Source organism: Hyalangium gracile (assembly GCF_020103725.1).
GTDB classification, from domain to species: domain Bacteria; phylum Myxococcota; class Myxococcia; order Myxococcales; family Myxococcaceae; genus Hyalangium; species Hyalangium gracile.
Genome location: NZ_JAHXBG010000028.1, coordinates 54,525 through 79,219 on the forward strand (window position 1 = coordinate 54,525; position 24,695 = coordinate 79,219).

Genomic DNA, 24,695 nt, shown 5'->3' on the forward strand with positions numbered 1-24,695 from the left:
ACGGGAATGGATCTGGTCGGGCTCCTGCTCGAGCTGAAGCCGCTGATGGCGGATCCGGAAGCGAACTTCGAGCGCATCACCGAGCTGCTCGAGCAGCACCAGGGGCTGGCCGAGTACGAGGTGGCTCGCTTCTACGTGAGCCGCCACTGGCTGGAGCCGGTGGGGCGCATGCTGCGCAGCGTCGATCCCCGGGAGCGGCTCCAGGGCACGAAGCAGGTGCCGCTGATCTTCTCGCGCGGCACGGCCTCGGGGCAGCTGCGCCGGCTGGTGAAGGATCCGGACGAGCGGGTGTCCCGCGCCGCGCGGGCGGCGGTGCACAAGCTGGGGCTGGCGGACGTCGCGCCGCCGGATCGCCGCTTCAAGCCGCCGCGCACGCCGCGCCCCATGGCGCTGGGCGGGTGGAACCCGACGGGTTGGAACTTCGGCATCCGCACCGGCCGGTGGGCCAGCCCCAAGAAGGCGCCTCCGCTCAAGGGCAAGCTGCCGAAGCTGGCCAGCCGCCAGGATGTAGCGAAGCTGGTGGGGCTCGAGGAGAAGGAGCTCGACGCGCTGATGCGTCCGGGCACGGAGGCGGGCTCGGGCTATGTGGAGTTCGAGATCGCCAAGCGCTCCGGAGGGGTGCGTCGCATCTCGGCGCCGCGAGCGCGGCTCAAGCAGGTCCAGCGCACGATCCTGGAGCAGATCCTGTCGCACATGCCCACGCACGAGGCGGCGCATGGCTTCGTGAAGGGGCGCTCCACGGTGAGCAACGCGGCGCCGCACACGGGCGCCACGGTGGTGGTGCGAGTGGACCTGGAGGACTTCTTCCCCACGGTGCACTACCGGCGCGTGAAGGGGCTGTTCCAGTCGCACGGCTACGGGGACGAGGTGGCCAGCACGCTGGCGGGGCTCACCACGCACCGCCCGAAGCTGGCGGACGGGACGGTGGTGTGGCCCGGCGCGCTGCCGCAGGGAGCGCCCACGTCGCCGGCCATCGCCAACCTGGTGTGCCGCCGGATGGACGCGCGCCTCACGGCGCTGGCGAAGAAGTACGGGGCCACCTACACGCGCTACGCGGATGACCTGTCCTTCTCCTTCCAGGCGCCGCCCGAGAAGATGGGGCGCTTCATGTGGTGGGTGAACGCGATCCTCCAGCAGGAGGGCTTCGCGGAGAACAACCCGAAGCGCCGGGTGATGCGCCGGGCCCACCGCCAGCGGGTGACGGGCCTGACAGTGAACCAGCAGGTGTCCATCCCGCGCGAGGATCGCCGCCGCTTCAAGGCCATCCTGGCCAACTGCCGCAAGCACGGAGTGGCGTCGCAGGCCCGAGGCCGCAAGGACTTCGAGAGCTGGCTGCGAGGCTACGCGGCGTATGTGCGGATGGTGCACCCGGAGCTGGGCGCGCGCTGGCAGCAAGAGGTGAAGGAGCTGCTCGGCGGATGAGGCCCGATCCTGCGCTGCTCGAGGCCGTCCTCGACAACCCGGGCGAGCCCGCGCCTCGCCTGGCCCTCGCCGACTGGTTCGAGCGGCACGGGGCGGGGCCTCGCGCCGAGCTCATCCGCTCGGAGATGGCGCTGCGCACGCGGCTGAATCCGGCGAAGCGGCGGGCGCTCACGAAGCGGGTGCGGACGTTGATGGCGGAGCTCTCGAAGTCGTGGGCGGCGGACTTCGTGGGGCTGAAGGACGCGGTGCCGACCATCCATCGAGGCGTCACCGAGAAGCTGGTGATCTCCGAGAAGGGCCTCGCCGAGCACGGAGAGGCGATCTTCTCCCGCGAGCCGGTGCTCCGGCTGCACCTCGATGTCCAGGACGGCAAGGCTCTGGCCCAGGCGGCCGCGCAGCCCTGGTTCGAGCGGGTCCGCTGGCTGAAGGTGAGACAGAAGGGGGACGCGGCGGCGCGAGCGCTGGCGGCGGCTCCCCATGCGCGACGTCTGCACTCGCTGATGCTTCGGGATGTGACCGTGAAGGCGCTCCCGGAGCTGCTGGTGAGCCAGAGTCTGGGAGGCCTGCGGGCGCTCAGCCTGACGGGCAATGGGACCCTGAGCACCGAGGACCTCGAGGTGTTCTCCCAGGGGCGGCTCCAGCTCGAGCGGCTCTTCATGCCTGGATTCCTGGAGCCCGATGAGAACATCGGTCCGCTGGTGGAGGCGGAGTGGTTGAGCTCGCTGAAGGTGCTCGCCCTGAACCGGAACATGCTGGTGGACGAGGACGCCCAGCTGCTGGCCAGGAGCAAGGTGCTGCAGGGGCTGGAGTGGCTCGAGCTGGCCGGCAATGAGATCTCGGCCGAGGGCGCGCTCGTGTTCAAGTCAGCGAAGGTGATGCCCCGGCTCGAGCGGCTCGATCTGCGCGACATGTGGTACGACCGGGAGGAGCTGGCGCCGCTGCGCAAGCGGTTCGGGCGGGGCCTGCTGGCCTGAGCCTCGGGGGGGCAGCCGCCTCGACTCCTGCCGTCGCCCATGCCCCGGGCCTCGGGGCCTACCGCCAGCAGCCTGAACCCAGAGGCGTTCTTCTCCCGCGTCGCCGTGCCTCCAGAGCCGTACTGAGCCATGTCGGAGTAGTAGACCACTCCCCCCAGGAGCCTGCTGCCGACCACGGCCACCAGGAGCTTCGTGTCAGGCCTGGCCGCCAGCCGGCCGATGTGGGCCAGCATGTCGTAGTACCGGGGCTGTTCGTCCTGCTTGGGGAACCCCTCGAGGCCCGAGTAGACAGACACCATCAGCTGGCCGAGCGCTTCGAACTCCTCCTCCTTGGCTTCGCGGACGATGAACGCTTCCTGCTGGGCAGATCGCATGACCCTTCTCCTGGGCAATCGGTTCGAGATGCCCGGGTTGTACTGGCCACGGCGCCGCTCCAGCAGAGGCGGATGTGCCAAAAGGGAGGGCCGTTCCTGCCAGGGCCTTGTCGCGCGGCACTACCCGGCGGCCGAGAACGTCTTCCGGTAATCGGAAGGGGTGACCTTGGCCAGACTCCGGAAGACCTTGCGGAAGGCCGTCACGTCCCCGTATCCGACCGTCAGGGCCACCTGCTCCACGGGCTCGGGGGTGGTGACCAGCAGCTCCTTGGCGCGCTCGATGCGTACGCGCTGCACGTAGCCGTGGACGGTGTCGCCGGTGGCTCGCTTGAAGCGGCGCGCGAGCGTCCTCGGGCTCATCGCGCAGGCCCTGGCCACGCCTTCGACATCGGGCGGATCCTGGAAGTTCTTCTCCAGCAGCTCCTGCACGGCCGCGATGGCCTTGTCCCCGTGGCGAGAGGTGGGCGTCAGGGCGGCGTACGGCATCTGCGAGCGCCGGCCCATGTCGAGCAGGAGCGAGCGCGCCGTCTCGGTCGCCACGGCGTGGCCCTGGAAGCGCTCCACCAGGAACGTGCAGAGATCGAAGTAGGAGTGGACGCCGCCGCCCGTGACGAGGCGCCCTTCATCCACGATCAGCTTCTCGACAGTGAGGTGGACGTGGGGATGGGCGGCGCGGAAGGCCTCGGCGAAGCCCCAGTGGGTGGTGGCTCGCAGGCCGTCGAGCAGGCCGCTCGCCGCGAGCGCGAAGGCACCGGTGCACACGCTCGCCAGGGTGGCGCCCGCCGCGTGGAGCCGCCGCAGCCACGGCGTGAGAACCGCCGCCGCCCGCGGCACGGTGGCCACATCGGCCGCCGAGAGCACGACGAGATCGGCGGCCGCCACCTCTGCCACGGCGCAGTCAGGCATGATCCGCGTGCCGTTGAGGCAGGTGACGGGCGCACCATCGAGGCTCGCGATGCGCACCCGGAACGCCGGGGCGGCCGGGCGGCCATGGATCATGGGCCACAAGACGCCCGACAGAGAGAAGATGTCCGCGGGCCCAGTCACGGTGGAGGCCACCGTTCGTGGCAGGGCGACGATGACCACCTCGGCCGGGGCTGGAACGCGCGCTTCCTTCTTCCTCGCCATGCTCTCCCTCGCCATGCGTGGCGATCGCCAGGGTATCCCAGCTCCCGCATGGGCCGAAAAACGTCGCAGGTTTGGCGGGCTCGCCGCGGCTACTGCCTGCTCGATGCGAATGATCCTTCTGATCGTCGGGGCTCTGCTGGCAAGCGATGCCGTTGCAGCACCGGTACGGCTGAGAACGCGGATCGAGTGATTGGCCGAGCAAGACGAGTGCAAGGCGGTCGAGGCCGCGATGGCTGTGGGGGTAAAGGCCGAGCACCTGGGTTCCGCCGCGGCGGATGCCAAGGTCGCTTTCACCCGTCATTGGAAGTGCACGGGAACGCGGCACTCGCGCGCACGCTACCGAGGTCGAGCAAGCTCGTTCCACCGCGCACTCGCGCCATCAGCCTACCCGGCGCCACACGCATCCTGGTGCCGGTGACGCTGCGCCGGCGGTGAGCGCATCACGGTCCGGTGGCGTGCTGCGCCGTGCCGCATTCGCTGGCGAACATGGCGAGGGCGGTGAGGATGCGAAGGCTCATGGCTCCCCCGAGGTGGGCTGGCGCGCAGTGGGGTACGAGGCCACGTAGCACTTGCCGTCATAGTCATACATCCGGTCTCCGCATGGGGGCTTCTCTTCGCCCACGAGGATCCAGCAGGCTCCGTGGATCTCCCGCTCCACCCGGGGTTCGCATGGAGGCTTGCGCTGGCCTCCTGGGGCTTCGTCGGCATCGGCCTCCCCAGCGCAAGGACTGGCGGCAGACCGGCCCGCGCCGCCTCCACGCTGGCGAGCGCCTCCTCCCCCACGCCACCGTCGGGCACCTCGCGTGAGGGCCCGCGGGACTCCACCAGTCCGCTCCAGTTACTGGCGCGGAGAGCCCGGCCTGCCACCACCAGCAGCACCACCAAGGTCCAGCCACCGAGCAGGCCCAGGCCCCAGGCGAGGGATGGGCGCCGCAGTGGTGGGCCCGGCCTGCTGGCCCTCTCTGTGTCCGCGGCGGACGGCGTCGGGTCGATGGGGGCGCTGGCCTCCGGCTGCTGCGCGGCATGCCCCAGAGCAGCAGCCAGCGACGAGGCGCGAGGCCGACGCAGCGGCTCCTCGGCCAGGCACGCGAGCAGCAGCGCGTCGAGGCCCGAGCTCACTGTCGCGAAGTCCTTGGGCGGCAAGAGCCTGCGCGACGGGCCGGACACCTCCTCCACAGGCGGTGGGTAGGTGCCCGTGACGAGCCGGTAAGCGGTGACGCCCAAGGCGTACACGTCATCCCCGCCCTGGGGCTCGTACCGCTCCCCGGTGCGCCGGTGAGCCCAGTGCCAGCGGAGGCTTTCCGGGGAGCGATAGGAGGGGGTGCCAGGCCCGAGCGAGCTCTCGGTGACAGGGCGTGCCTCGGGGTGGATGGCGCACCCCCAGTCAAGGAGGACGGCGCGCCCCTCCGAGGTGACGAGCACGTTGTCTCCCTTGACGTCCCGGTGCACGCCGCCCAGCGCGTGAGCGGCAGCCAGCGCGCTGGCGAGCTGCTCGAGCACCCGCAGCACCTGGCGGCTCGTCCTTCGTGCCTCCCTGGCCCACTCATACAGTGGCATGCCCTCCACCCGCTCCATGACGAGGTACGGGTACTGCGCGGCGCGCTCGACACGGAACACCATCCCAAAGCTCCCCCGGTCCCAGCGTTCGCGAATACGCCAGGGGCCCACCAGCACCTCGGGGACGAGGTCCGCATGAGGGTGCGCGTGGGTGACAGCTGAAGTCGTCATCGGGCCTCTCCAGGTGCTGGGCGAGCTTGCTCGCGAGCGCACCCTACCCGATAGGTTGGGAACTGGAAAAGAGACGTTCTCGGTAAGGAAGACTCACCGAGACCGCCAGTCCAAGGGATGGCCCGGGGATCCGACTGGGGTGACGCCTGGCCTGGCCTGTCAGGCCCTATGGGCGTGCACGCGCCAGGTGCTTCATCAGCGCCTGGAGTTCGGTATCCGTGCCGCGTGCGATGTCCTGAACCCGTGGGGTGATCTCGATGTCCGGGACCAGCCCCGCGTCCGGACGCTCCTCCAGGGGAAAGAAGCCAATCAGCGGCAGATCCACCTCGAGCTTCGACCTGGGCAGACGCAGGAAGAAGAAGGCACCTCCGTTGATGCCTCGCTGGTTTCCGCCCGTGGGCTGACCGACCAGCGTCGCCAGCTTGTTCTGCCGCAGCGCCAGCGCGAACTCGAAGGTCGCCGAGCTGTTGGAGGCATCGACCAGGACGTAGGTCAGACCCTTGAATGGTTGGGCGGAGGCCTTGATGACGTTACCGCCCTCGGGGTCGTCGTACCGCTTGAGGCGGTAGAAGCCGTTCACCGGGTCGACGGCGTCGTCGCCCCAGTCCTTGAACGACGGGTCCCAGGTGTCCAGGTGCGGAGCAAGATCCTCCGGCACCTTCCGGTAGCGTACCCTGCGCTCGAGGGGTTGCAGCCTCAGATCGCTGGCAGTGAGCTTGCCGAGGATGACGTCCCCGACGCTCATGCCTCCTTCATTGCCTCGGAGATCGATCACCAGGTGGGCCGCCTTCCGCTGCGCGAGCTGACGGAAGACCGTGTCGAGAAAGCCCTGCCAGTCCCACTGGCTCTTGTAGAGGGCCCAGGTCGGCATGCGCAGGTAGCCGGTACGCGAGTCCAGGAACTTGAACTCCCAGAGAGGTCCATCACCCCCTCGTCGGGTCTCCTCCTGCGCCTGGATGGGCGCCAGTCGCTGCTCATAGGTGAGCGGCTCGACGGTCGAGGTGAGCGACTTGCCCCCCGGCGTCTTCACCCGAAGCTCCATCCGGGGGCCGTTCTTGGGGAAGAACATCGGAAAGTAGATGTCGAACGCCTCGTAGTTGCTGTGTCCGCCGACCTCGAGATGGCTCACCCGCTTGGCGTCGTTCGAGCCGTCGGCGCGTGCCACGGTGAGCAGCCGCTCGAGGATCGTCGCCGCGGGCGTCCCATCGATGGAGAGCACCTCGGTGCCAGGCACCAGCCTCGCGTCCTTCGAGAAGTTCCGCGTCACGATCATCCGGCGATCGATCCACCGGAAGTAGAAGGGCACCCGGTTCTGCTGCTGGAACAGCGCGGTCGCGACAGCCTTGGGTTGATTGAAGAAGTTGAGGTAGCTGTGACCACACCGGATCTTCGCGAGGAAGCGCGAGAAGGCCAGGTAGGCCTCCTGCAAGGAGAGGTCTCGCTCCAGCTCGGTCCGGAGCGCGGCGAAGTGCGCGTCCATCGCCGCCTTGTCGTTGTAGCGATGGAGGCCGGGGTGCAGCTTCTCGTAGGCCCGCTTCAGCAGCGCGAAGTCCGCCTGGAGATCCTGAGCGGAGAGCCGCGGGGGCACTGCGCTGGCGGGCTCGGCTGCCGTGCTCGTGGTCGCGATGAGAAGACTTGCGACGAGGCAGCGGAAGGAGGGCCAGGGGGAAGCGCGCATCACGCCTTCATAACTCCCTCCCGAAGCGGCCGCTAATCGGTGGCCCGAGCTCTCAGCGGACGATGCCACCCCGACACTTGCATTTTCGGGCAGCTTCCGAGTCCTGGAGGATGTCGAACACGCAGCGGCCTCACCCGGCGCTCGACAACCAGACACCCTGGGCCCGCTACCGCAGCCTTGAGCCACTCCGGAACGTGGCCGCATGAACTCACGCGGTGAGGTGGCCTCCGCTCCACTCCGGCGAGCGACCGATTCACACGACGACTCAGAACATTGACGACGTGACGAGCTGAGCAACACTGCCGGCTCTGCCTGGGATGCAAAACTCCGGGGCCCCAATATGGTCCAGCCGATGGGGTCCACCTCCGGAGTCAGGGCCAGGAGGCTCCACATGTCGCGCTGGGTGGTCCTGCCGCTGTTCATGCTTCTCTCAGGGTGCAGCGCCTCAACCAGGGGCGTCGTCCGCTTGGACACAGGCAATGGGGAGCCCATCGTTCATACCTCGCGCCGAGACGTGGATCCGGTGGCGGTGAGCGAGAAGGAGTTCAGGAAGGCTGTCGCGCAACAAGCCCCCTCTGTGCCTCCAACTGAGCGGCCCCTAGAGCACGCCCGGCAGCTGTTCGGAGTACCCGAGCGAAGCGGCTGGTACAGGTACGAGGGCAGGAGCCAGCGCCTCATGGCCTCGGAGCCGGGGAGCACCAGGAACCTGCGCCTGTTGCCTGAGGATGAGGAACTGAAGCGCCGCTACCTGCTGTGGTGCGAGCAAGGCTGGGGAGGCGGAGATTGCCTGCGCCTGCTGGTGGACAAGCCCTTCCTGGATGGAGATGCCAGGTACGCGCTGGCCATGGCGATTGCTCACAGCAAGGTGCTGGGCGCCATGAAGGAGGAACTCGCCCGGATGGTGAGTCCTCAAGCGGTGGTGGCGACAGTGGTGGGCGGCCTGATCATGTACGCCATCTTGCTCGCACTGCCCGAACCAGTGAGCAAGGGCATCGCTGCGCTGATGACGCTGGGGGCCATGGCCTACCTGGGCTGGGACACCGTCTGGCGCCTGATTGATGGGTGGCTGGTGCTGATGAAGGAAGTAGATGAGGCCACCACCTTTGATGGCATCTCTGCGGCCGGAGAGAAGTTCGGGAACACGATGGGTGAGAAGGCGGCCCGAGCCTTCGTGATGCTGGGCACGGTGGCCCTGGGGAGCACGTCTTCGGGGATGGCGGCGACGCTGACCAGGTTGCCAGGCGCCGGGCAGGCCGCAGTGGTGGCCGAGACTCAGCTGGTGAGGGCGTCACCATCGCGCTGGCCCCCAATGCAGTCGCCATGGCGGCGCGCGACCTCTCCGAAGGCAACTCGGGCGCGAAGACACCGTCGCCCAAAGCTGGTGGCCCAGGGAAGTGGGACCAGGTGGACGAGTCCATGCCCGAACAAGCACGCCGCTATCAGGCTCAGGTGACGGGTGCATCCGAAGGCACCGCCTACCGCGTCAAGTGGGGCGAGAAGGACGTGGACTTCGACGGTTTCGACCAGGGAGTGCTGATCGAGGCCAAGGGCACCGGCTATGCGAAGTGGGTTGATGAGGATCTGAACTTTGTCGAGTTCTTCGAGGGGCGCAACCGGATGCTCGAGCAGGCGAAGCGCCAGTTCAGAGCCGCCAACGGAACGCCCATTCGGTGGATCGTCGCTGAAGAGCGACTCGCAGGTGCGCTCAGGAAGATGTTCAAGGAAGCGCGCCTTCCGATTGACGTCGTCCATGTTCCCCCAACTCCGTGAGAATTGGCCGAGCGATGAGAGAGACCTACTACGCTGGCTCCTACTGGCTCGCCCGGCCCGAATCCGCCGAGGTGTGCGCACGACGCGCGGAGCGCTTCTTCCACCTCCTTGGGTGCTGCGACCCGGCGTGGACCCGCTGGTGTGAGAAAGCAGGTTCCTTTGAGGCAGCGCGCAAACGCCAGTTCGCCCCAAGCGCTGAGAGCTTCCAGAAGCTGTTCGGAAATCAGGAGAAACGAGGCGCTGATGAGTTCTCGTTCCACTTATGGACAGGTGACAGCAAGGAAGAGACTTCCGGTGTTGACGGGACGTGTGGTTCAGCTGACGCCGCGCTTCCATCAAGCTGCGTGCTCAGGCCCTACAAGCAGGGTGCTTTAGGGGAGCGAGTGCTGAGCGCTCCCGTGATGACCGAGGTGCTGCGTGCCATGGCCCTGGCCTGGGAGCCGGAGTGGGGAGTGGTCACCTCACATCAATACGACGACCTTGTTTCAGAGCAGGTCATGCCCGCGGGCACCTCGGCGGGCTGGGTGATGTACTTCTCGCGGTTGCGCGGCACAGTGCCTCCACTGCCTGCGCCTGTACGCATCGAGCCTGTGGAGGACAAGGGCACCCTCGTCATCCTCACTCCCGAGCGCTTCACCGCGTCCAGCCCAGAGCACGTCGCGCTGGCCGCACGTGTCCATGAACTGCTGAACCGGGCCGGGCTGCTGCGGCCGTTGCTGCCTTGGCCTGCAAGTTGACGGCATGGCCGTAGGCGCGGGTTCGATTGCGGCCGCCAGGCATGTCCCAACTCGGTTGCCTCCGCTAAACCCCTTCAGGTAAGTCGGTGAATGCCCCCCCTGTCGGGCCGCCCCAGGACCGAACTGGTATGACAAGCAGACCAGTTCGGACAGGTCGCGCGCGGCAGCCCCGCTACACGGAGCGCCCGTCATGAAGCGACTGCACCGCCGAGACCTCTACTGCTGGTCCACCTTCGTCGAGAGGCTCGACATCGACTTCAACGGCTTCGCCTGGACCCGCGAAGGTGGCAACGTCCTCGTGGACCCGCTGCCGCTCTCGGACCACGACCGCAAGCACCTTCGAGAGCTCGGCGGAGCCGCCTGGATCGTGCTCACCAACTCGAGCCACGTTCGCGGCGCCAAGGAGATCGCGGCGGAGTTCGGCTGTCAGATTGCCGGGCCCGCCGCGGAGCGCGAGACGTTCCCCATCCCCTGTGATCGCTGGCTGAAGGAGGGAGACGACTTCCTCCCAGGGCTCCGGATCCACGAGCTCGAGGGCTCGAAGACGCCCGGAGAACTGGCCCTGGTGCTGGAGGAGACGACGCTCATCTCGGGCGACCTGCTGCGCTCGCACCGGGCCGGAGAGCTCATGCTGCTCAAGCCGGAGCAGGGGATGAAGGATGCGGCCCGAGCCGCCGCTTCCCTCCGGCGCATGCTCTCCTATCAGCGCCTGCAGGCCCTGCTCATGGGAGATGGCTGGTGCGTATTCCGCGACGGCCGGAAGGTGCTCGAGGAGTTCCTCTCCACCCTGAGCTGAGCCCTCAGCGCGGCACTTCCGAGGACAGGAAGCGCACGAGCCACTCCGCCGCATCCCGGGTCGCCACGTCCCAGTCCTGGGGCCGCATCATGTGCGCGGACTCGGGGAACTCTCGGTAGCACAGCCGCTCGTGCGCCCGGGCGTAGAATGGCTCCAGCCGCTCGTGGAACCTCCGGGTGTCGCTGGAGCGCACCACCTCATCCCGCCCCGCTGTCTGGCTGAAGAGCGCCACGGGGAAGAATCGCTCGAGGTGCTGGTGCGGGCTGGCGGGCAGGGGGAGGCTCCACTCCGGGGAGGCGATGAAAGGGACCGCCGCGCGCAACCGGCGCTCCTCGACCAGCGCGGCATAGGTGATGTAGCCGCCCAGCGAGGCTCCTCCGATGCCCAGCCGGTCCGGACTCGCTCCGTGCTCCTTCACCAGGGCGTCGAGCAGGGCAGGCACCTCGCGGGCGGTGGCCTGAACGACTCCCAGGAACGCCTCCTCGGGACTCCGCTCGAAGCGAGCCTCGAAGTCCGGGTAACGCCGCTCGCCGTGTCCGACGGCATCAACGCCCACCGCGAACAGGCCATGCTCAGCGAAGAGCCGCAGCTCGCGCTCGTGCACTTCCTTGGAGCCACTCAGCCCATGGAAGAACAGCACGGCGCCTCGGCGGAGTGCGTCCTCGCGAGAGTCGCGGTGGACGACCAGGACGGGAGCACCCGCGAGCGACAGTCGTGACGTGTGAAGACTCATGGGCTCACTCCTCGAGCAGGTGTTTCCAGAAGGAGATCAGGTTCCACACGTCGCCGAAGCGGGCGCTCCGGTCGACCTCCGCGTGGGTGATGAGCGGGGTCGCCAGGAGGCGCACTTGCGTGTGCGGCCGCAGCGCCTGAGCCAGCAGCGAGGCCTCGATGGCCGGGATGACCGTGTCATCCGCTCCGTGCAGCAGGTAGACAGGCGCGGATGGGGGAGGGGACAGCTCCGGCGAGACGGAGGGCTCCGCCGCGAAGGCCTTGACGTGAGGGAGCAGGAGCGGGCCGAGCGCCGCCACATCCCGCGTGTTCACGTACCCCATCAGCTTGGACGCCGGTTCCGGGAGCCGGCCTTGCATCCTCCGAGCCTCCTCGAACGTCTCCTCCGCCCGCTTCGTATCACTCAACGTGAGGTGAGAGGCCCGCAGGAACGTCCGGATGGCCGCGCGCAGCGGCTCCACCTGCTCCGCGGGAACGAGCCGGTCCGCCACGTTGAGGAGGATGACCACCACGCCATAGTCGTGGGGCTTCAGCTTGCTCCCATCCGGCAGCACCCCGGTGCACAGGAAGGCCAGCACCCGCGAGAGCTCTCCATGCCCTCCCAGCGACAGCGCCGCGGCCACCTTGTCCCTCAACCCAGGCCGCCCCGCCGCGACGATGGACAGGCCTCCCGAGAAGCTGATGCCGATGAGGCTGACCTTCCCGTCGGGAGCAAGCTGCGCCTGCCCGGCCAGCCAGCCCGCCGCATCCTCGATCATGTCCGGCAGGCGAGGGGTGATCTCATAGCGGAGCAGATCCGTGGGCTCGGGCGTGAGGACCACCTGGCCTCCGGTCGCGAGGTCCTTCGCCAGCTTCACCAGCCGAGGCTCATCGATGCCGTCCGCATGCACCCCGGAGGTCAGCACCACCGCGTGGCCCCGAGCCTCCCGAGGCCAGTAGAGCCGGGCGCGGAGCGGACCATGGCGCGAGGGAACCTGGAGCTCGGACACCTCGAACGGCCCCGTCTGGAACCGGGCCAGCGTCCGGGCCCAGCCCTCCTGCATCCCCGCGGCGCGGACCACCAGCGAGAGGCCCCTCAGCCAGGCCGGTCCCACGAGCAGGGCCACGAGCAGGCCCACCCCCAGGCACCCCAGCACCCAGATTCGAAGTTTCCGCCGCATGGAGAGGTTCTACGACGGAATGCGGCCATCGTATCCTCTCCGGCCATGAGCACGGTCCTCGAGCTGGTACTGGAAGCAGGAGACATCGCCGAGACGCACGCGGATGCGGCGATCTTCAAGTACGCGCAGCGCTTCTATGGAGTGGCCGGAGCGATGGCCAAGAAGCTGGAGGCGGCCGGCGTGTCCAAGTCCCAGCTCGAGGTGCCTGTCGGGCAGCACCGCTTCGTGGAGACCCGCGGCGCCCTCGGGGCTCCCCTGGCGCTGTTCCTGGGCACCGTGCGCCTGAGCGAGCTCGGCTACCACGAGCTCCGCCAGCTCGCCGTCCGCGCGCTCCAGGCCCTGGAGTCACGCCAGGGCCTGCGTCACGCCGTCACCACGGTCCACGGCCCCAACTACGGGCTGGACGAGGACGAGGCCGCGCTCGCGCTGGTGGGCGGGCTGGTGGAGGCCTTCCAGCGAGGCAGCGGCCCCCAGAGCCTGGAGCGCATCACCGTGGTGGAGCTGGACCCGGGGCGCGCGCAGCGGCTGCGCAAGGCGCTGGAGCGCGGCCTGGGAGGCACGCCCGGCATCCAGCCTCTGCCCGGTGGCACGGGCTTCCGCGTCCAACGGATGAACGCCTTCGTCCAGGCCCCGCCGCTGGCCACGGCCGGCACGGTGTCCATGCAGAAGCCGCACGCCTTCGTGGCCATGGCCTTCGCCCCGGAGCTGGAGGACACCTACCACTACGGCATCCAGGGGCCGGTCCGCGCCGCCGGCCTGCTCTGCGAGCGCGTGGACGAGGCCATCTTCGACGGCCCCATCATCCAGCGCATCAAGGAGCGCATCGAGACGGCCAAGGTGGTGATCGCCGACCTGTCCATGGCCAACCCCAACGTCTACCTGGAGGTGGGCTACGCCTGGGGCCGGGGGCGGCCCACCGTGCTGCTCGTCCGGGACGTGAAGGAGCTGCGCTTCGACGTGGCCTCGTACCGGTGCATCGTCTACCGGAGCATCCGCGAGCTGGAGTCGCTCCTGACGCGCGAGCTGGAGCGAATCGTCTGAGGCGCGGGCTCCGGCGGCCTCAGCCGAACTTGTAGCCCTTCGGCACGACGACGATGCCGTTCTCGGTGACGGTGAAGCCGCGCGCCTTGTCCTGCTCCAGATCGTGCCCGATCTTCGTGTTGGGCGGCACGCGCACTTCCTTGTCGATGATGGCGTTCTTGATCTGCGAGTGCCGACCGATGTCCACGCCCTCGAAGATCACCGAGCGCAGCACCTCCGAGTAGGAGTTCACTCGCACCCAGCGGAAGAGGATGCTCTCGCGCACCACGCCGCCGGAGATGATGCAGCCTCCGGCCACCAGCGAGTTGAGCGCCCGGCCCACCCGATCCCCGGACTCGTGGACGAACTTCGCCGGCGGGCTGTACTCGTTCGCCGTGCGCAGCGGCCAGTCCGGGTTGTACAGGTCGAACTCCGGGTTCACCGAGACCAGGTCCATCGAGGCCTCGTGGTACGCCTGCAGCGTCCCCACGTCCCGCCAGTACGTGTTGGGCGTGCTCCGCCCCGGGATGGGGTTGCGCGTGAAGTCATACGTCTGGATGTGGTAGCCGTCCTTCAGCGCCTTCGGGAGGATGTTCTTGCCGAAGTCGTGCTGCGAGTCCTTGTTCTGCGCGTCGATCTCCAAGAGGTCCTGCAGCACCTGGCGCCGGAAGATGTAGTTGCCCATGCTGGCCAGGGCCATGTCGGGCCGCTCCGGGATCGTCTTCGCGCCCTCCTTGGGCTTCTCCTGGAAGTCCGTGACGCGGCCCCGCCCGTCCACCTGCATGATGCCGAAGCGCGAGGCCTCGGCCACCGGCACCGGGTAGGCGGCGATGGTGATGTCCGCGCGCTGGCTCTCATGCATCTCCTGCATGTGGGCCACGTTCATCTTGTAGATGTGGTCCCCGGAGAAGATGGCCACGTGGTCCGCCTTGTGGTTCTCCACTAGGTGCAGGTTCTGGTAGATGGCGTCCGCCGTGCCGCGGTACCAGACGGGGCCCAGCTCCTCGAAGCGGTACATCTGCGCCGGCACCAGCGTGATGAAGTAGTCCGCCAGGAACGTGCCGAAGCGCCAGCCTCGCTGGATGTGCTCGGTGAGCGACTGCGCCTTGAACTGCGTGAGCACGTAGATGGAGTAGATGCCCGAGTTGATGAAGTTGTTGAGCGCGAAGTCGATGATGCGGAACTTCGAGCCGAAGGGGACCGCGGGCTTGGAGCGCCGCGACGTCAACGGTGCGAGCCGGGTTCCCTGACCGCCCGCCAGGATCATTCCAAGGATGCGCTGGGCCAAGATCGACCTCCGGGTGCCGTGTGGAGACGCTGCTGCTGAAGCAGGCCAGATGCAGGAGGATTGACGACTTGCGGTCGCGCTTCAACTAAACCGTTGGCAGCAGCGAGCTGAGCAGCCGCTCCAGCACCTCGGTCTTGAAGGGCTTGGTGAGGAGCGGATTGCTCATCTTCGCCACGAACTCCGCCGAGGCGGGGGTGTACGCACCTCCTGTCATGAAGATGACACGACGGGCCAGCTCGGGGGCCTGGAGGCAGAGTGCGTCATAAAATTGCTTCCCCGTGACTTCCGCCATCATGAGATCGCACAGGATGGCGTCGTAGCGCCGGCCCGCCTGGAGCCAGCCGAGGGCCTCACGCGCACTGGGGGTGTAGCTCACCTCGTGGGCCCGGCCCAGCAGCAGCTGGAGCGTCTGCCCGAAGCGGTGCTCGTCATCCACGATGAGGATGCGCCCCCGGGGGGCGACGATGTTGGGGCCCTGTGCGGCGGGGGCGGGCGCGGGCTCCTCCACGGGAGGGGCGGCCGGCAACCGGATGGAGAAGGTGCTGCCCACGCCCGGGTGGCTCTCCACGGTGATGGTGCCTCCCAGCTCGGAGACGAGGCTGTGGCTGATGGCCAGCCCCAGCCGCGGGCCCTGGCCCTCCTTCGTCGGGACGAAGAAGGGATCGAAGACGCGATCGCGCACCTGGGGGGACATGCCCTCGCCCGTGTCGCGCACCTGCACCAGCACCGACTGCTCCGAGGGCCGGATGCGGAGGCGGACCTCGTTGCGATCGGCGGCTCCCTCCGGGATGGAGGCGGCCGCGTTCACCAGCAGGTTGAGGAAGACCTGGCACAGGCGGCCCGCGTCGGCCACGACCTCGGGCACCTTCACGTAGTCCCGCACGAGCCGGGCCCGGTGGCGCAGCTCGCCCTGGGCCAGCTTCACGGACAGCTCCAGCACCTGCTGCACGTCCACCCGGCTCGTGCGCGTCGCGGACGGGAGCGAGAAGCTGGCCAGCCCCTTCATGATGTCCTGGATGCGCTCGGCGCCGTTCTGGGCGTTCGCCAGGGCCTTGAGGGCCGAGCCACTGGCCCGGGACTCCGGCGCGGTGGCGGCAGCGGGGGACGTGCCGGGCCGGAGCGCCTGGGACGCGATGTCGAGGCTGCTCATGAGGAAGGCCAGCGGGTTGTTGATCTCGTGCGCGATGCCCGCCGCGATCGTCCCCACGGCCGCCAGCCGCTCCGAGAGGCTGAGCCGGAACTGCACCTGCCGCAGCTCGGTGATGTCCATGATGGCGGTCCAGCACAGGCGCTGGGACTGCCACGGGTGGGGGCAGGGCGCGCTGTGCAGCCGGGCCTCGATCCGACTCTCGCCGATGCGCAGCCCCAGCTCCGTGCTCAGGGTCTCTCCCTCCGCGCAGCGGCGAAGGTGGGCCAGGAAGCGCTGCCGGTCCGCCGGATCCACGAAGGACGAGAAGGGCCGGCCTGGCAGGCTGGAGCGCTCCTGGCGCAGCATGGCCGCGCCGGTGAGGTTGATCTCGAGGATGAAGCCTCGCTCGTCCAGGCTCACGTAGGCCATGGGCGCGGAGTCGTAGAGCTCCAGGTAGCGGTTGCGGGCCCCCTCCAGCGCCTGGGTGGTCTCCTGAAGCTGGCGGTTGTGCTCCTCCAGCCCCAGCTGATGCCGCTGAAGCTCGCGGACCAGGTGTCGGAGCTGCTCCGAGGCCGTGGGATCGGTCTCCAGGGCCTGGAGGGCGCGCGCCAGTTCCGCCCGCGTCATGCCGGCTTCTTCGCTCACTCGCTTCCCCCACGCATGTCGAGGCCCCCTGATGGGCTGCCAGGAACCCCGACCCGCCCCCCACTCTCCCACGATCGCGCCGTGAGAGGGATAGCTCTCTTTGCAGGCACAGCCCGCCACCTGGGGGTCGGCAATGCCTCACCACTGCCGGCGGACTGCTCAGCCCGCCATGAGAAGCGAGCGCGCGGCCTCGGTGGAGAGGTAGCTCTTGCTCTTCACGGCCAGCCGGAGCGTGTCCAGCCGGGGCAGCCGCTCCTGCCGGAGCATGGCGAGCGTGAGCGCGTTGTGGCAGTAGACGCTCACGAGCCGGGGGAGCCCTCCGCTGCGCAGGTAGAGGATCTGCCGCGAGGCCGTGTCGAGCGCGAACCCCGCCACCCCACCGATGCAGCGCATCCGGAAGTCGATGTACTCGACCATCTCCTGCTGGCTCATGGGGCGCAGGGCCACGGCGGGCACGCCGCCGAGCAGGCTCTGCGGCGCGTTGTTCTGGACGAGCCCCTGGTGCAGGTTCTCCGTGCCGATCATCACCAGGGCGAACTTGCGCCGCGAGGTGGCCTGGACGATGCGATCCAGCTCGGCGAGCAGCTCCTGATCGGCCGGGTCGACGCCATCCACGACGATGACGGCGGTGGCGTCCGGCCGGTCCGGGAGCACGTGCGCCAGGAAGGCCTCGGTGAGGAAGCGCTGGCTGGAGTTCGCGTTGACCTGGACGCCCACCTGCCTGCAGAGCGCCAGGAAGAGCCGCGAGCCGAGCACGAGCTGGGGCTCGATGGAGAAGACGGAGGCGCCCGGCAGCTTGTGCTGCAGCATCTCGCAGAGGAACGTCCTGCCGCTGCCCTCCGGGCCCACGAGCATGCTGACGCGCTGGCCCTGCTCCACCCGGTTGGCGAGGGCGAACAGCGCGGGGCCATAGGGCCCCCCATCCCAGAAGGAGGCCGGCTGGCGGATGTCGCTGAAGGGGTAGCCCTTGAGCGCGTAGTACTGGTGGTAGCTCTGGTTGCCGAGCACCTCGATCTCCCGGCCCGAGGCCTCGAGCGCCGAGGAGGACGTGGGCCCGGACCAGTTCGAGCGCGAGGAGGCGGTGTGCCCTCCCGGCCAGTTCATGAGGGAGGCCGAGAGCGAGCGCGAGGAGGTGTGGCTTCGAGGCCCGGTGCCGGGACCCTCGGAGGCACCGATGGGCGCGGGGGTCACCGTCAGGGGCGCGCCGGCCCTCGCGCGCGAGTGCTCCCGCCACCGCTGGAGGACGTCATCGAGCCTGTCCACGAGCGCCGCGGCCGTGGGCCGCTCCTGGGGCTGCTTGGCCATGCAGCGCCAGAGCACCTCCGCGAGGGCCGGATCCAGGTCGGGCACGTGCGTGCGCGCGTCCGGGACCGGGCTGTTGCAGTGCGCCTGCATGGAGCCGTAGAAGTCCGTCGCCGCGAAGGGCCGGTTCCCGGTGACCAGGTGGAAGAAGGTGCAGCCCAGGCTGTAGACGTCCGCGGCCGGCGTGGGCGTGCTCCCGGTCCACTGCTCCGGCCCCATGTAGAAGGGCGTGCCTTCGATCTGCGCCATGGCCTGGCCGATGGTGCCGCTGGCATCCACCTGGGCCGCCAGGCCGAAGTCGGTGATCTTCAGCGCCCCGTTCGAGGTGAGCAGCAGGTTGGCCGGCTTGATGTCCCGGTGGCAGATGCCCATGGACGCCGCGAGGCGGAGCGCATCGGCCGCCTCGCGCATCTTCTCGAAGGCGAAGGGCACGGGCAGCCGGCCTCCGTACTGCTTGGCCACGTGCCGCGTCGAGGCGCCCTCGATGTACTCCATGGCGATGAAGCGGTGACGGGTCGTCTCTCCGATCTGGAAGATCTGGACGACGTTGGGGTGGATCAGCCGGGCCGCGGCGCGCGCCTCGCGCAGGAAGCGCTCGTGGAGCTCGTGATCGATCTCATCCGTGCCCTTGGTGAGCAGCTTGAGGGCGACCTCCCGGCGCAGGATGTTGTCGCGCGCCAGGTAGACCATGCCCATGGCGCCCGCGCCGAGCAGTCGGACGATCTCGAAGGCTCCAATGCGTTGTCCGGTCGGATCCATTCAACGACTTCCCAGGGGGCTCATCATCTCTGACGGTCCGACCCTCGACCACGACCCCAGAGGTAACCCACTGCCAGCGCGGCCAGGGTGAAGATGGGAGCGGCGAGTCTGGGCAGATCGCCCAGGTTCAGCGAGGACGCGGCCTGTCCGAGCGGCCCCAGGGCGAACACGGTGCTGACCGAGACCAGCACGCACAGGGCCACCAGCAGCACGGGAGACACCGTGGCCCCCTTGGGGGCCGAGACGGGCTCGGGGGGCGGCGTCCGGACAGGCGGCGCGGGCTTGGGCGCGGGGGGCTCGGGGGCCGTGGCACGCAGGGCGAGGGCGCTCAGGGCCGCATCCGCCTCGAGCTTCACGTTGAGGTGGAAGTTGACGTTCACCTCGCGCGGGACGTTCAGGGGAATGGAGACCGCGGCGGGGACGGCGGCGGCCGGGGCGGCCACCGGGACGCTGACGGTCCGGACCTCGGCGGTGAGCTCCTCGCGCGGAGCCGGGGGCTGGGCGTAGGGCTGAAGCCCCATCAGCCGGGTCTGCGACAGCATGTGGTAGGGAATCGTCTCGTCGCCCACGGTCGGCGGCTGCACGGGCGTCGCGGGGCGAGCCACCAGGATGTCCTCCGGCACGGGAGGCGCGGAGGGCGGCGGCGCGGCGGGGGTCTTCACGGTGGGCCGAGTGCCCGCGCTGGAGGCCGCCGCCTTCCTCATGACGCTGGCGACGAGGCCGTAGACTTCCTTCCAGGCCGACTCGGTCTCCAGGGTGAAGCCGTCGCCGAGGCCCTCGCGCAGCGTCCACAGCAGGGCCTCGCCCACCAGGTCATAGTGGTGATCCTGGACCATGTAGCCGGCATGGCGCGCCCCGAGCTGCTCGAGCACGGGGATGAGACGCTGGGGGTTGGTCAGCCCGTCGACGGCGACGCCCAGCGTCTGCATCAGCTTCTTCTTCTGCTGGGCCATGTCGTTCTTGAAGAGGGGCCGCACCGACGGGTCCATCTCGAAGAGCCGGTCGTAGAAGAGGCCCGCGGCCGCATCCGAGATGGGCAGCACCTGCGCCCACGACTGCTGGACGAGCTCGACGGTGCGTGCACTCAGGGGACCCTTGGCCGCCGGAGCGACAGGCTGGGCGACCGCGGCGCTGGGGGCCGCGACCGGCGGGGCGGAGGGAGCAGGCGGAGGCGCCGCGGGGCGCGGAGGCGCTACCGAGGCGGGGGCCGGCATGGGCACGGGCGGCGGCGCGGACTGCACCGGAGGGGCGGGCGCCGGCGGCGGGCGCGCGACGGCGGGCTGGGGAGGCGCCGGGGCCTTGGCGGCCGAGGCCGCGGCCTTCTTCATGACGCCGGCGACGAGGCCGTAGACTTCCTTCCAGGCCGACTCGGTCTCCGGGGTGAAGCCATCGCCGAGGCCCTCGCGCAACGTCCACAGCAGGGCCTCGCCCACCAGTCCGTAGTGGTGGTCCTGGACCATGTAGCCGGCGTGGCGGACCCCGAGCTGCTCGAGCACGGGGATGAGACGCTGGGGGTTGGTCAGCCCGTCGACGGCGACGCCCAGCGTCTGCATCAGCTTCTTCTTCTGCTGGGCCATGTCGTTCTTGAAGAGGGGCCGAACCGACGGGTCCATCTCGAAGAGCCGGTCATAGAAGAGGCCCGCGGCCGCATCCGAGATGGGCAGCACCTGGGACCAGGAGCGCTGGACGAGCTCGACGGTGCGCTGGCTCAGTGGCCCCTTGGCCGCGGCCATGTTGGGCGGGGCGAGCACCGTGTTGGTCGGCGGAGGCGGAGGCGGAGGCGCGCCCGGACGCTGGACCGCGGGCAAGGTCCCGGCTCCGTAGGACACGGTGCTGGAGGCATTGAAGGTGCCAGGGGCCGGCGCAGGCTGCTTGGGGTCGGACATGGGGAGATTCTCCCTCCAAGTCCTGCGTCTTTCGGAGGACCTGTAAAGTTGGTTGTGCAGTGGAGGACTAGAGAAAGGCCTGTCTGGCCTCGACTCTGTGAGAAGACGGGCGCTTCAGTCCTCTCGAAGCCATGCCGACAGCGGGCCCTCGCCCCCCTGGCCGCCATACTCGTGACGTGCGATCCCCCGCCGCGGGTGGCTTCAGGCGGCGGGGGGCGCCAGGCTCACTTCGCCGCGGGGGCGGAGAGCTTCTTCACTGGCTGGTACTTCATGCCCAGCTCATTGAAGACGAAGGAGAAGACGTCCACCTCCTCCTCGATCTTCTCGGACAGGGGCGTGCCGGCGCCGTGGCCGCCGCCGGAGGCGCGCAGGAAGATGCGGCCCTTGCCGCCCGTGGCCGCCTGCAGGCGCGCCACCATCTTGCGCGAGTGGAACGGATCCACGCGCGGATCGTTGGCTCCCGAGGTGAAGAGGGTGGGCGGGTACTTCGTCCCATCCTTCACGCGGTGGTAGGGCGAGTAGGCGTGAAGCGCCTTGAACTGCTCGGGATCCTTCACCGTGCCGTACTCGGTGACGTTGAACTGGCCATTGGGCGTGAGCTCCACCCGCAGCATGTCGTAGATGCCCACGCGGGCCACGACGGCGCCGTACATCTCCGGGTGCTGCGTCAGCGCCGCGCCCATGAGCAGGCCGCCGTTGCTGCCGCCCTGGATGGCCAGCTTCTTGGGCTGCGTGTACTTCTGGTCCACCAGCAGCCTGGCGCAGGCGTAGAAGTCATCGAACACGTTCTGCTTCTTCGTCAGCGAGCCGTTGGCGTGCCACTCCTCGCCGAACTCCGCGCCGCCGCGCAGGTTGGCGATCGCGATGATCCCGCCCTGCTCCAGCCAGGTGCGGCTGAGCTTGTTGAAGCCCGGGGTGATGGAGACGTTGAAGCCGCCGTACCCGGTGAGCAGGGTGGGGTTCTTGCCGTTCAGCTTGACGCCCTTGGGCTTGAGGATGCTGAGCGGCACCTTGGTGCCGTCCTTGGAGGTGGCCTCGGTGCGGATCACCTCGATGTCGCTGAAGTCCGCGGGCGACGTCTGGGCGAACGCCGTCTTCGTCACCTTGCCGTCCTTGGCCGAGTAGCGGTACCAGGCCGTCGGCTCCACGTAGCTGGAGTTGGCGAAGAGGATGTCATCGCCGCTCTGGTGCACCAGGCCCCCCACCGTGGACACCGGCAGCGTGGGCACCAGGCCCAGGTCCTGGCCCTTCAGGTCCACCATGCGCAGCTGCGACGGTCCGCCCAGCTGCTCGACGATGTAGAGCCGGCCCGGGGTGGGCAGGAAGCCGGAGATCGTGGCCTTGCCCTCGGGGACGATGACGGTGGCCTTGTCGAGCGTCGGCGTGGCCAGCGGCAGGCGCAGGATCTGTCCGCGCGGCGCGTTCTTGAGCGACTTGAGGTACAGCGCCCCGTCCTCGCCGAAGCGCGCGCCCACCACCTTGTCCTCGAACTTCGACACCTGCTGCCACTGGCCCGAGGGCCCGTACAGGTACAGCGCGTGCTCGCCGCCGTCGCCGTTGGCCATCAGGTTGATGATGTGCTTGCCATCCTCGGACGTCTCCAGGTCCGACATCGCGATGCGCGGGAAGTCCTTGCCCAGCGAGTAGGTGTCCTTGTCGTTCGGCGTGCCGAGCCGGTGGAAGTACACCTGCTGGTAGAAGTTCTTGTCCTCGGGGTTGGTGTCGCCCTTCGGGTAGCGCGTGTAGAAGTAGCCCTTGCCGTCGCCGGTCCAGGTCAGGCTGCCGCCCGCCGTGCCGGTGTTCACGTGGGGCATCATCTCGCCGGGCACTGGCTTCCCGGTGGCCACGTCGTAGACGTAGACGTCACCGCTCTCCGTGCCGTTCTTGGACAGCGACACGGCGACCCTCTTGCCGTCCGGAGCGGGGACGAACCAGTCGATGGTCGTCTTGCCGGACGGGTCCACCTCCACGGGATCGAGCAGGATGCGCTCGCTGGAGGTGTCGCTCAGCGAGCCGATCGTCACCAGCATGGGCTGCTGCTTGGGCGGCTGGGCCTTGATGGCGAAGAGCGTTCCGCCCTTCTCCTGCAGCCCGTAGTGGGCGGAGGACTGCCAGGTGATGAGCTCGGTGACGCGCTGGCGGATGGCGTCACGCGCGGGCAGCTTGTCCAGCATGGCGCGCGTATGGGCGTTCTGGCCCTGGGTCCACTGCTGCACGGCGGGCTCGGCGGAGGGCTCGAGCCACTGGTACGGGTCCTCCACCTTGGTGTCGTGGTAGGTGTCCACCACCACCTTCTTCTCGGCCACGGGCGGGCCAGCGGCGGGCTTGCCGGCGAGAGAGGTGAGAGGCAGCAGCAGCGAGAGCGCGGCGAGCGCGGACTTGGGCTTCAATCGGCACCTCGGAGAAAGGCTGGGCAGCCTGGCGTGACTTCCCATGTCCTATAGTCGGACCCGGCGCGCCTGAACATTTCTGAGGCGAGTCTCTTCCCGAGCAGCCGAACTTTCGTCCGGGCCTACTTCAGGGGCTGGGTGACGAGGGCCTCGGCGAAGCGCTCGAAGACGCCTGTCGCGGAGAGTGCGGGTTGCTCGTCCATGTTGCCGAGCATCAGGGCGAAGACGACGCGAGGATGCTCCGCGTCATCGGGGCGCTCGGCGACGCCCACGTAGGCCTTCTGGCTGGAGAGCGTGCCCGTCTTGGCGCGCAGGCGACCGACGGTCTGGGGGGAGGCTCCGCTGCCGGCCAGCGTCCCATCCACGCCGGAGATGGGCAGGCTGTCCACGAGGGCGGCGGCGTAGGGCTCCTGCAGGCTGGTGAACATCACCTGGGCGAGTCCGTGGGCAGTGGCGAGGTTGTAGCGCGACAGGCCGCTGCCATCGATGGGGCGTATGTCACGCGGGGAGATGCCGCGGCGTGTCAGCTCGTCCGAGAGGGCCTTGCGCAGATCGCTGTAACGTTCCCCCCGGGTGCGCTCGCGGGCGAAGCGCAGGGCCAGCCGCTCGGCGTAGAGGTTGAGGGACTCCTTGTTCGTCACCTTCACGAGCTCGGAGAGCGGCGGGCTGACGAGCTCCAGGAGCGGCTCGGTGGTGGGGCGAGCTGGGACGGGGGTGGGGGTCGACTCTCGGGCCACGGGGGGCGGCAGGTGGGTGAGGCCACGGCGAGTGAGGGCGTCCTCGACACAGGCAGTGAAGAGGGCCTGGGGATCGGCGGTGGAGAGGCGGGTGGAGTGGGTGCGAGGGCACTGCTTGGAGGAGGAGCGCCACACGCAGCGCACCTGCGAGGAGTTGTGCTCGCGCAGGCAGGCGAAGCCGGACCGGGAGCCGCTGGTGTCGAGCTGGACGAGGGCGGGGAACGGCGCGAAGCGGGGGGAGAGCAGGACGGTGGGTTGGGCAGAGCAGGCGGCGCCGTCGGCGCGGAGCAGGGTGACGTCGACCACGTTCTCGCGGAAGACGAACGGCATGGGCATGGCGCTCATGGAGTAGGCGGCGTCATCCCAGGCCCAGCCGGGGCCGAGTGGCCCATCCAGTCCGGTGTCGGGCGTCTTCAGCTGGAGCGAGCCCTTCCAGCGGCGGATGCCGCGGCCCCACAGCGCCTCGGCGATCTGGTCGCAGGCCTGAGAAGTCTCCGGGAAGCGCCACGAGCCCAGCGAGGGGTCTCCCGAGGACTCCACGACGAGATCGCCCTCGAAGAGGTCGCCCTTGTGGTTGCCCATGAGGGCCACGGGCGTGCGGAAGCGGAAGTCTGGCCCGAACGCGGAGAGCGCCGCGGAGGTGGAGACGATCTTCATCGTCGAGGCCGGGAGCGTGCGGACGTGCTCGCGGTGGGCGTAGAGCGGCGCGCCCGTCCGGGCATCCAGGACGATGACGCTCGTGAGGGCGCCCTCGTCCTCGACGGCGGTGAGGAGGGCATCGGCGGTCTGCGCGAACGTCGCCTGGGAAGCCGGCTGGGAGGGACGAACCGCGCGAGGACACCCCGAGAGCGCGAGGGCCGTGAGCAGGAGCGAGGCGAGCGGGAAGAGGGACCGGTCAGAAAGAACGAGGGTACAGCGCCGCAGTACCAGGTCAGGACCCAGGTAGTAGCGGGTGTTCCTGGCACCAAGCTCGAGCCGCTCGCCCTCCAAGGTCTTGTCCTTGAAGATGACGTTATCGGGATAGTCGGAGTGCATGCCCT

At 69.0% G+C, this 24,695-nt stretch carries 16 protein-coding genes and 1 pseudogene; 6 read left to right on the forward strand and 11 right to left on the reverse strand.

Annotated elements, in window-relative coordinates; all coding sequences use genetic code 11:
• Positions 1-6 precede the first annotated feature (6 nt).
• Both KY572_RS38450 and KY572_RS38455 read left to right on the forward strand, forming a co-directional pair.
• Entirely contained in the window at positions 7-1,422 is a 1,416-nt protein-coding gene (locus KY572_RS38450; RefSeq protein WP_224248704.1) for a reverse transcriptase family protein, read from the forward strand.
• Positions 1,419-2,396, forward strand: a complete 978-nt coding sequence (locus tag KY572_RS38455) for a TIGR02996 domain-containing protein (RefSeq protein WP_224248705.1) — start codon at positions 1,419-1,421, stop codon at positions 2,394-2,396. The genes KY572_RS38450 and KY572_RS38455 overlap by 4 nt, the downstream gene beginning before the upstream one ends.
• 494 nt (positions 2,397-2,890) lie before the next feature.
• Here the strand turns inward: KY572_RS38455 and KY572_RS38460 are convergent, their stop codons facing one another.
• The 3 genes from KY572_RS38460 to KY572_RS38470 form a co-directional block, all read right to left on the reverse strand.
• Positions 2,891-3,898 (reverse strand): GlxA family transcriptional regulator, encoded by a 1,008-nt coding sequence (locus tag KY572_RS38460; RefSeq protein WP_224248706.1) that lies wholly within the window; start codon positions 3,896-3,898, stop codon positions 2,891-2,893.
• Positions 3,899-4,282: 384 nt separating this feature from the next.
• Positions 4,283-5,626, reverse strand: coding sequence for a serine/threonine-protein kinase (locus tag KY572_RS38465; protein WP_224248707.1), 1,344 nt, complete (start codon positions 5,624-5,626; stop codon positions 4,283-4,285).
• 166 nt (positions 5,627-5,792) lie between these two features.
• Positions 5,793-7,304, reverse strand: coding sequence for a S41 family peptidase (locus KY572_RS38470; protein ID WP_224248708.1), 1,512 nt, complete (start codon positions 7,302-7,304; stop codon positions 5,793-5,795).
• Positions 7,305-7,695: 391 nt separating this feature from the next.
• Between KY572_RS38470 and KY572_RS38475 the strand changes: the two are divergent.
• The 3 genes and pseudogenes from KY572_RS38475 to KY572_RS38490 all read left to right on the forward strand — a co-directional run bounded on the left by KY572_RS38475 (position 7,696) and on the right by KY572_RS38490 (position 10,607).
• A pseudogene (locus tag KY572_RS38475) lies at positions 7,696-9,074 on the forward strand (restriction endonuclease fold toxin 5 domain-containing protein).
• A 14-nt stretch (positions 9,075-9,088) separates the two neighbouring features.
• Positions 9,089-9,811, forward strand: a complete 723-nt coding sequence (locus tag KY572_RS38485) for an immunity 52 family protein (RefSeq protein ID WP_224248711.1) — start codon at positions 9,089-9,091, stop codon at positions 9,809-9,811.
• 190 nt (positions 9,812-10,001) lie between these two features.
• Positions 10,002-10,607 (forward strand): MBL fold metallo-hydrolase, encoded by a 606-nt coding sequence (locus tag KY572_RS38490; RefSeq protein ID WP_224248712.1) that lies wholly within the window; start codon positions 10,002-10,004, stop codon positions 10,605-10,607.
• Between the two features lie 4 nt (positions 10,608-10,611).
• On the opposite strand, the gene KY572_RS38495 is transcribed toward KY572_RS38490, so the two are convergent.
• On the reverse strand, positions 10,612-11,340 hold the full coding sequence (locus KY572_RS38495) for an alpha/beta hydrolase family protein (RefSeq protein ID WP_224248713.1): 729 nt from the start codon (positions 11,338-11,340) through the stop codon (positions 10,612-10,614).
• A 4-nt stretch (positions 11,341-11,344) separates the two neighbouring features.
• A complete protein-coding gene (locus tag KY572_RS38500; RefSeq protein WP_224248714.1) occupies positions 11,345-12,499 on the reverse strand; it encodes a dienelactone hydrolase family protein in 1,155 nt (384 codons plus the stop codon).
• Positions 12,500-12,544: 45 nt separating this feature from the next.
• On the opposite strand from KY572_RS38500, the gene KY572_RS38505 reads away from it, so the two are divergent.
• On the forward strand, positions 12,545-13,540 hold the full coding sequence (locus KY572_RS38505) for a nucleoside 2-deoxyribosyltransferase (protein WP_224248715.1): 996 nt from the start codon (positions 12,545-12,547) through the stop codon (positions 13,538-13,540).
• Between the two features lie 19 nt (positions 13,541-13,559).
• Here KY572_RS38505 and glgC read toward each other — a convergent pair whose 3' ends face one another.
• From glgC to dacB, 6 genes are all read right to left on the reverse strand, one after another.
• Positions 13,560-14,807: a glucose-1-phosphate adenylyltransferase gene (gene glgC / locus KY572_RS38510; RefSeq protein WP_224248716.1), complete on the reverse strand. Its 1,248-nt coding sequence runs from the start codon at positions 14,805-14,807 to the stop codon at positions 13,560-13,562.
• Positions 14,808-14,892: 85 nt separating this feature from the next.
• Positions 14,893-16,563, reverse strand: coding sequence for a hybrid sensor histidine kinase/response regulator (locus tag KY572_RS38515; RefSeq protein ID WP_224248717.1), 1,671 nt, complete (start codon positions 16,561-16,563; stop codon positions 14,893-14,895).
• A gap of 177 nt (positions 16,564-16,740) precedes the next feature.
• Positions 16,741-18,642 (reverse strand): serine/threonine-protein kinase, encoded by a 1,902-nt coding sequence (locus KY572_RS38520; protein ID WP_224248718.1) that lies wholly within the window; start codon positions 18,640-18,642, stop codon positions 16,741-16,743.
• Between the two features lie 23 nt (positions 18,643-18,665).
• Positions 18,666-20,528: a globin family protein gene (locus tag KY572_RS38525; protein ID WP_224248719.1), complete on the reverse strand. Its 1,863-nt coding sequence runs from the start codon at positions 20,526-20,528 to the stop codon at positions 18,666-18,668.
• 224 nt (positions 20,529-20,752) lie between these two features.
• Positions 20,753-22,918: a prolyl oligopeptidase family serine peptidase gene (locus tag KY572_RS38530; protein ID WP_224248720.1), complete on the reverse strand. Its 2,166-nt coding sequence runs from the start codon at positions 22,916-22,918 to the stop codon at positions 20,753-20,755.
• Positions 22,919-23,040: 122 nt separating this feature from the next.
• Positions 23,041-24,690: a D-alanyl-D-alanine carboxypeptidase/D-alanyl-D-alanine endopeptidase gene (gene dacB, locus KY572_RS38535; protein ID WP_224248721.1), complete on the reverse strand. Its 1,650-nt coding sequence runs from the start codon at positions 24,688-24,690 to the stop codon at positions 23,041-23,043.
• Positions 24,691-24,695 lie beyond the last annotated feature (5 nt).

Coding starts and splice junctions, on each gene's coding strand:
- KY572_RS38525 (WP_224248719.1), bottom strand. CDS start 20,528: ATGTCCGACCCCAAGCAGCCTGCGCCGGCCCCTGGCACCTTCAATGCC.
- KY572_RS38455 (WP_224248705.1), top strand. CDS start 1,419: ATGAGGCCCGATCCTGCGCTGCTCGAGGCCGTCCTCGACAACCCGGGC.
- KY572_RS38490 (WP_224248712.1), top strand. CDS start 10,002: ATGAAGCGACTGCACCGCCGAGACCTCTACTGCTGGTCCACCTTCGTC.
- KY572_RS38485 (WP_224248711.1), top strand. CDS start 9,089: ATGAGAGAGACCTACTACGCTGGCTCCTACTGGCTCGCCCGGCCCGAA.
- KY572_RS38450 (WP_224248704.1), top strand. CDS start 7: ATGGATCTGGTCGGGCTCCTGCTCGAGCTGAAGCCGCTGATGGCGGAT.
- KY572_RS38500 (WP_224248714.1), bottom strand. CDS start 12,499: ATGCGGCGGAAACTTCGAATCTGGGTGCTGGGGTGCCTGGGGGTGGGC.
- KY572_RS38460 (WP_224248706.1), bottom strand. CDS start 3,898: ATGGCGAGGAAGAAGGAAGCGCGCGTTCCAGCCCCGGCCGAGGTGGTC.
- KY572_RS38470 (WP_224248708.1), bottom strand. CDS start 7,304: ATGCGCGCTTCCCCCTGGCCCTCCTTCCGCTGCCTCGTCGCAAGTCTT.
- KY572_RS38465 (WP_224248707.1), bottom strand. CDS start 5,626: ATGACGACTTCAGCTGTCACCCACGCGCACCCTCATGCGGACCTCGTC.
- dacB (WP_224248721.1), bottom strand. CDS start 24,690: ATGCACTCCGACTATCCCGATAACGTCATCTTCAAGGACAAGACCTTG.
- KY572_RS38505 (WP_224248715.1), top strand. CDS start 12,545: ATGAGCACGGTCCTCGAGCTGGTACTGGAAGCAGGAGACATCGCCGAG.
- KY572_RS38515 (WP_224248717.1), bottom strand. CDS start 16,563: ATGACGCGGGCGGAACTGGCGCGCGCCCTCCAGGCCCTGGAGACCGAT.
- KY572_RS38520 (WP_224248718.1), bottom strand. CDS start 18,642: ATGGATCCGACCGGACAACGCATTGGAGCCTTCGAGATCGTCCGACTG.
- KY572_RS38495 (WP_224248713.1), bottom strand. CDS start 11,340: ATGAGTCTTCACACGTCACGACTGTCGCTCGCGGGTGCTCCCGTCCTG.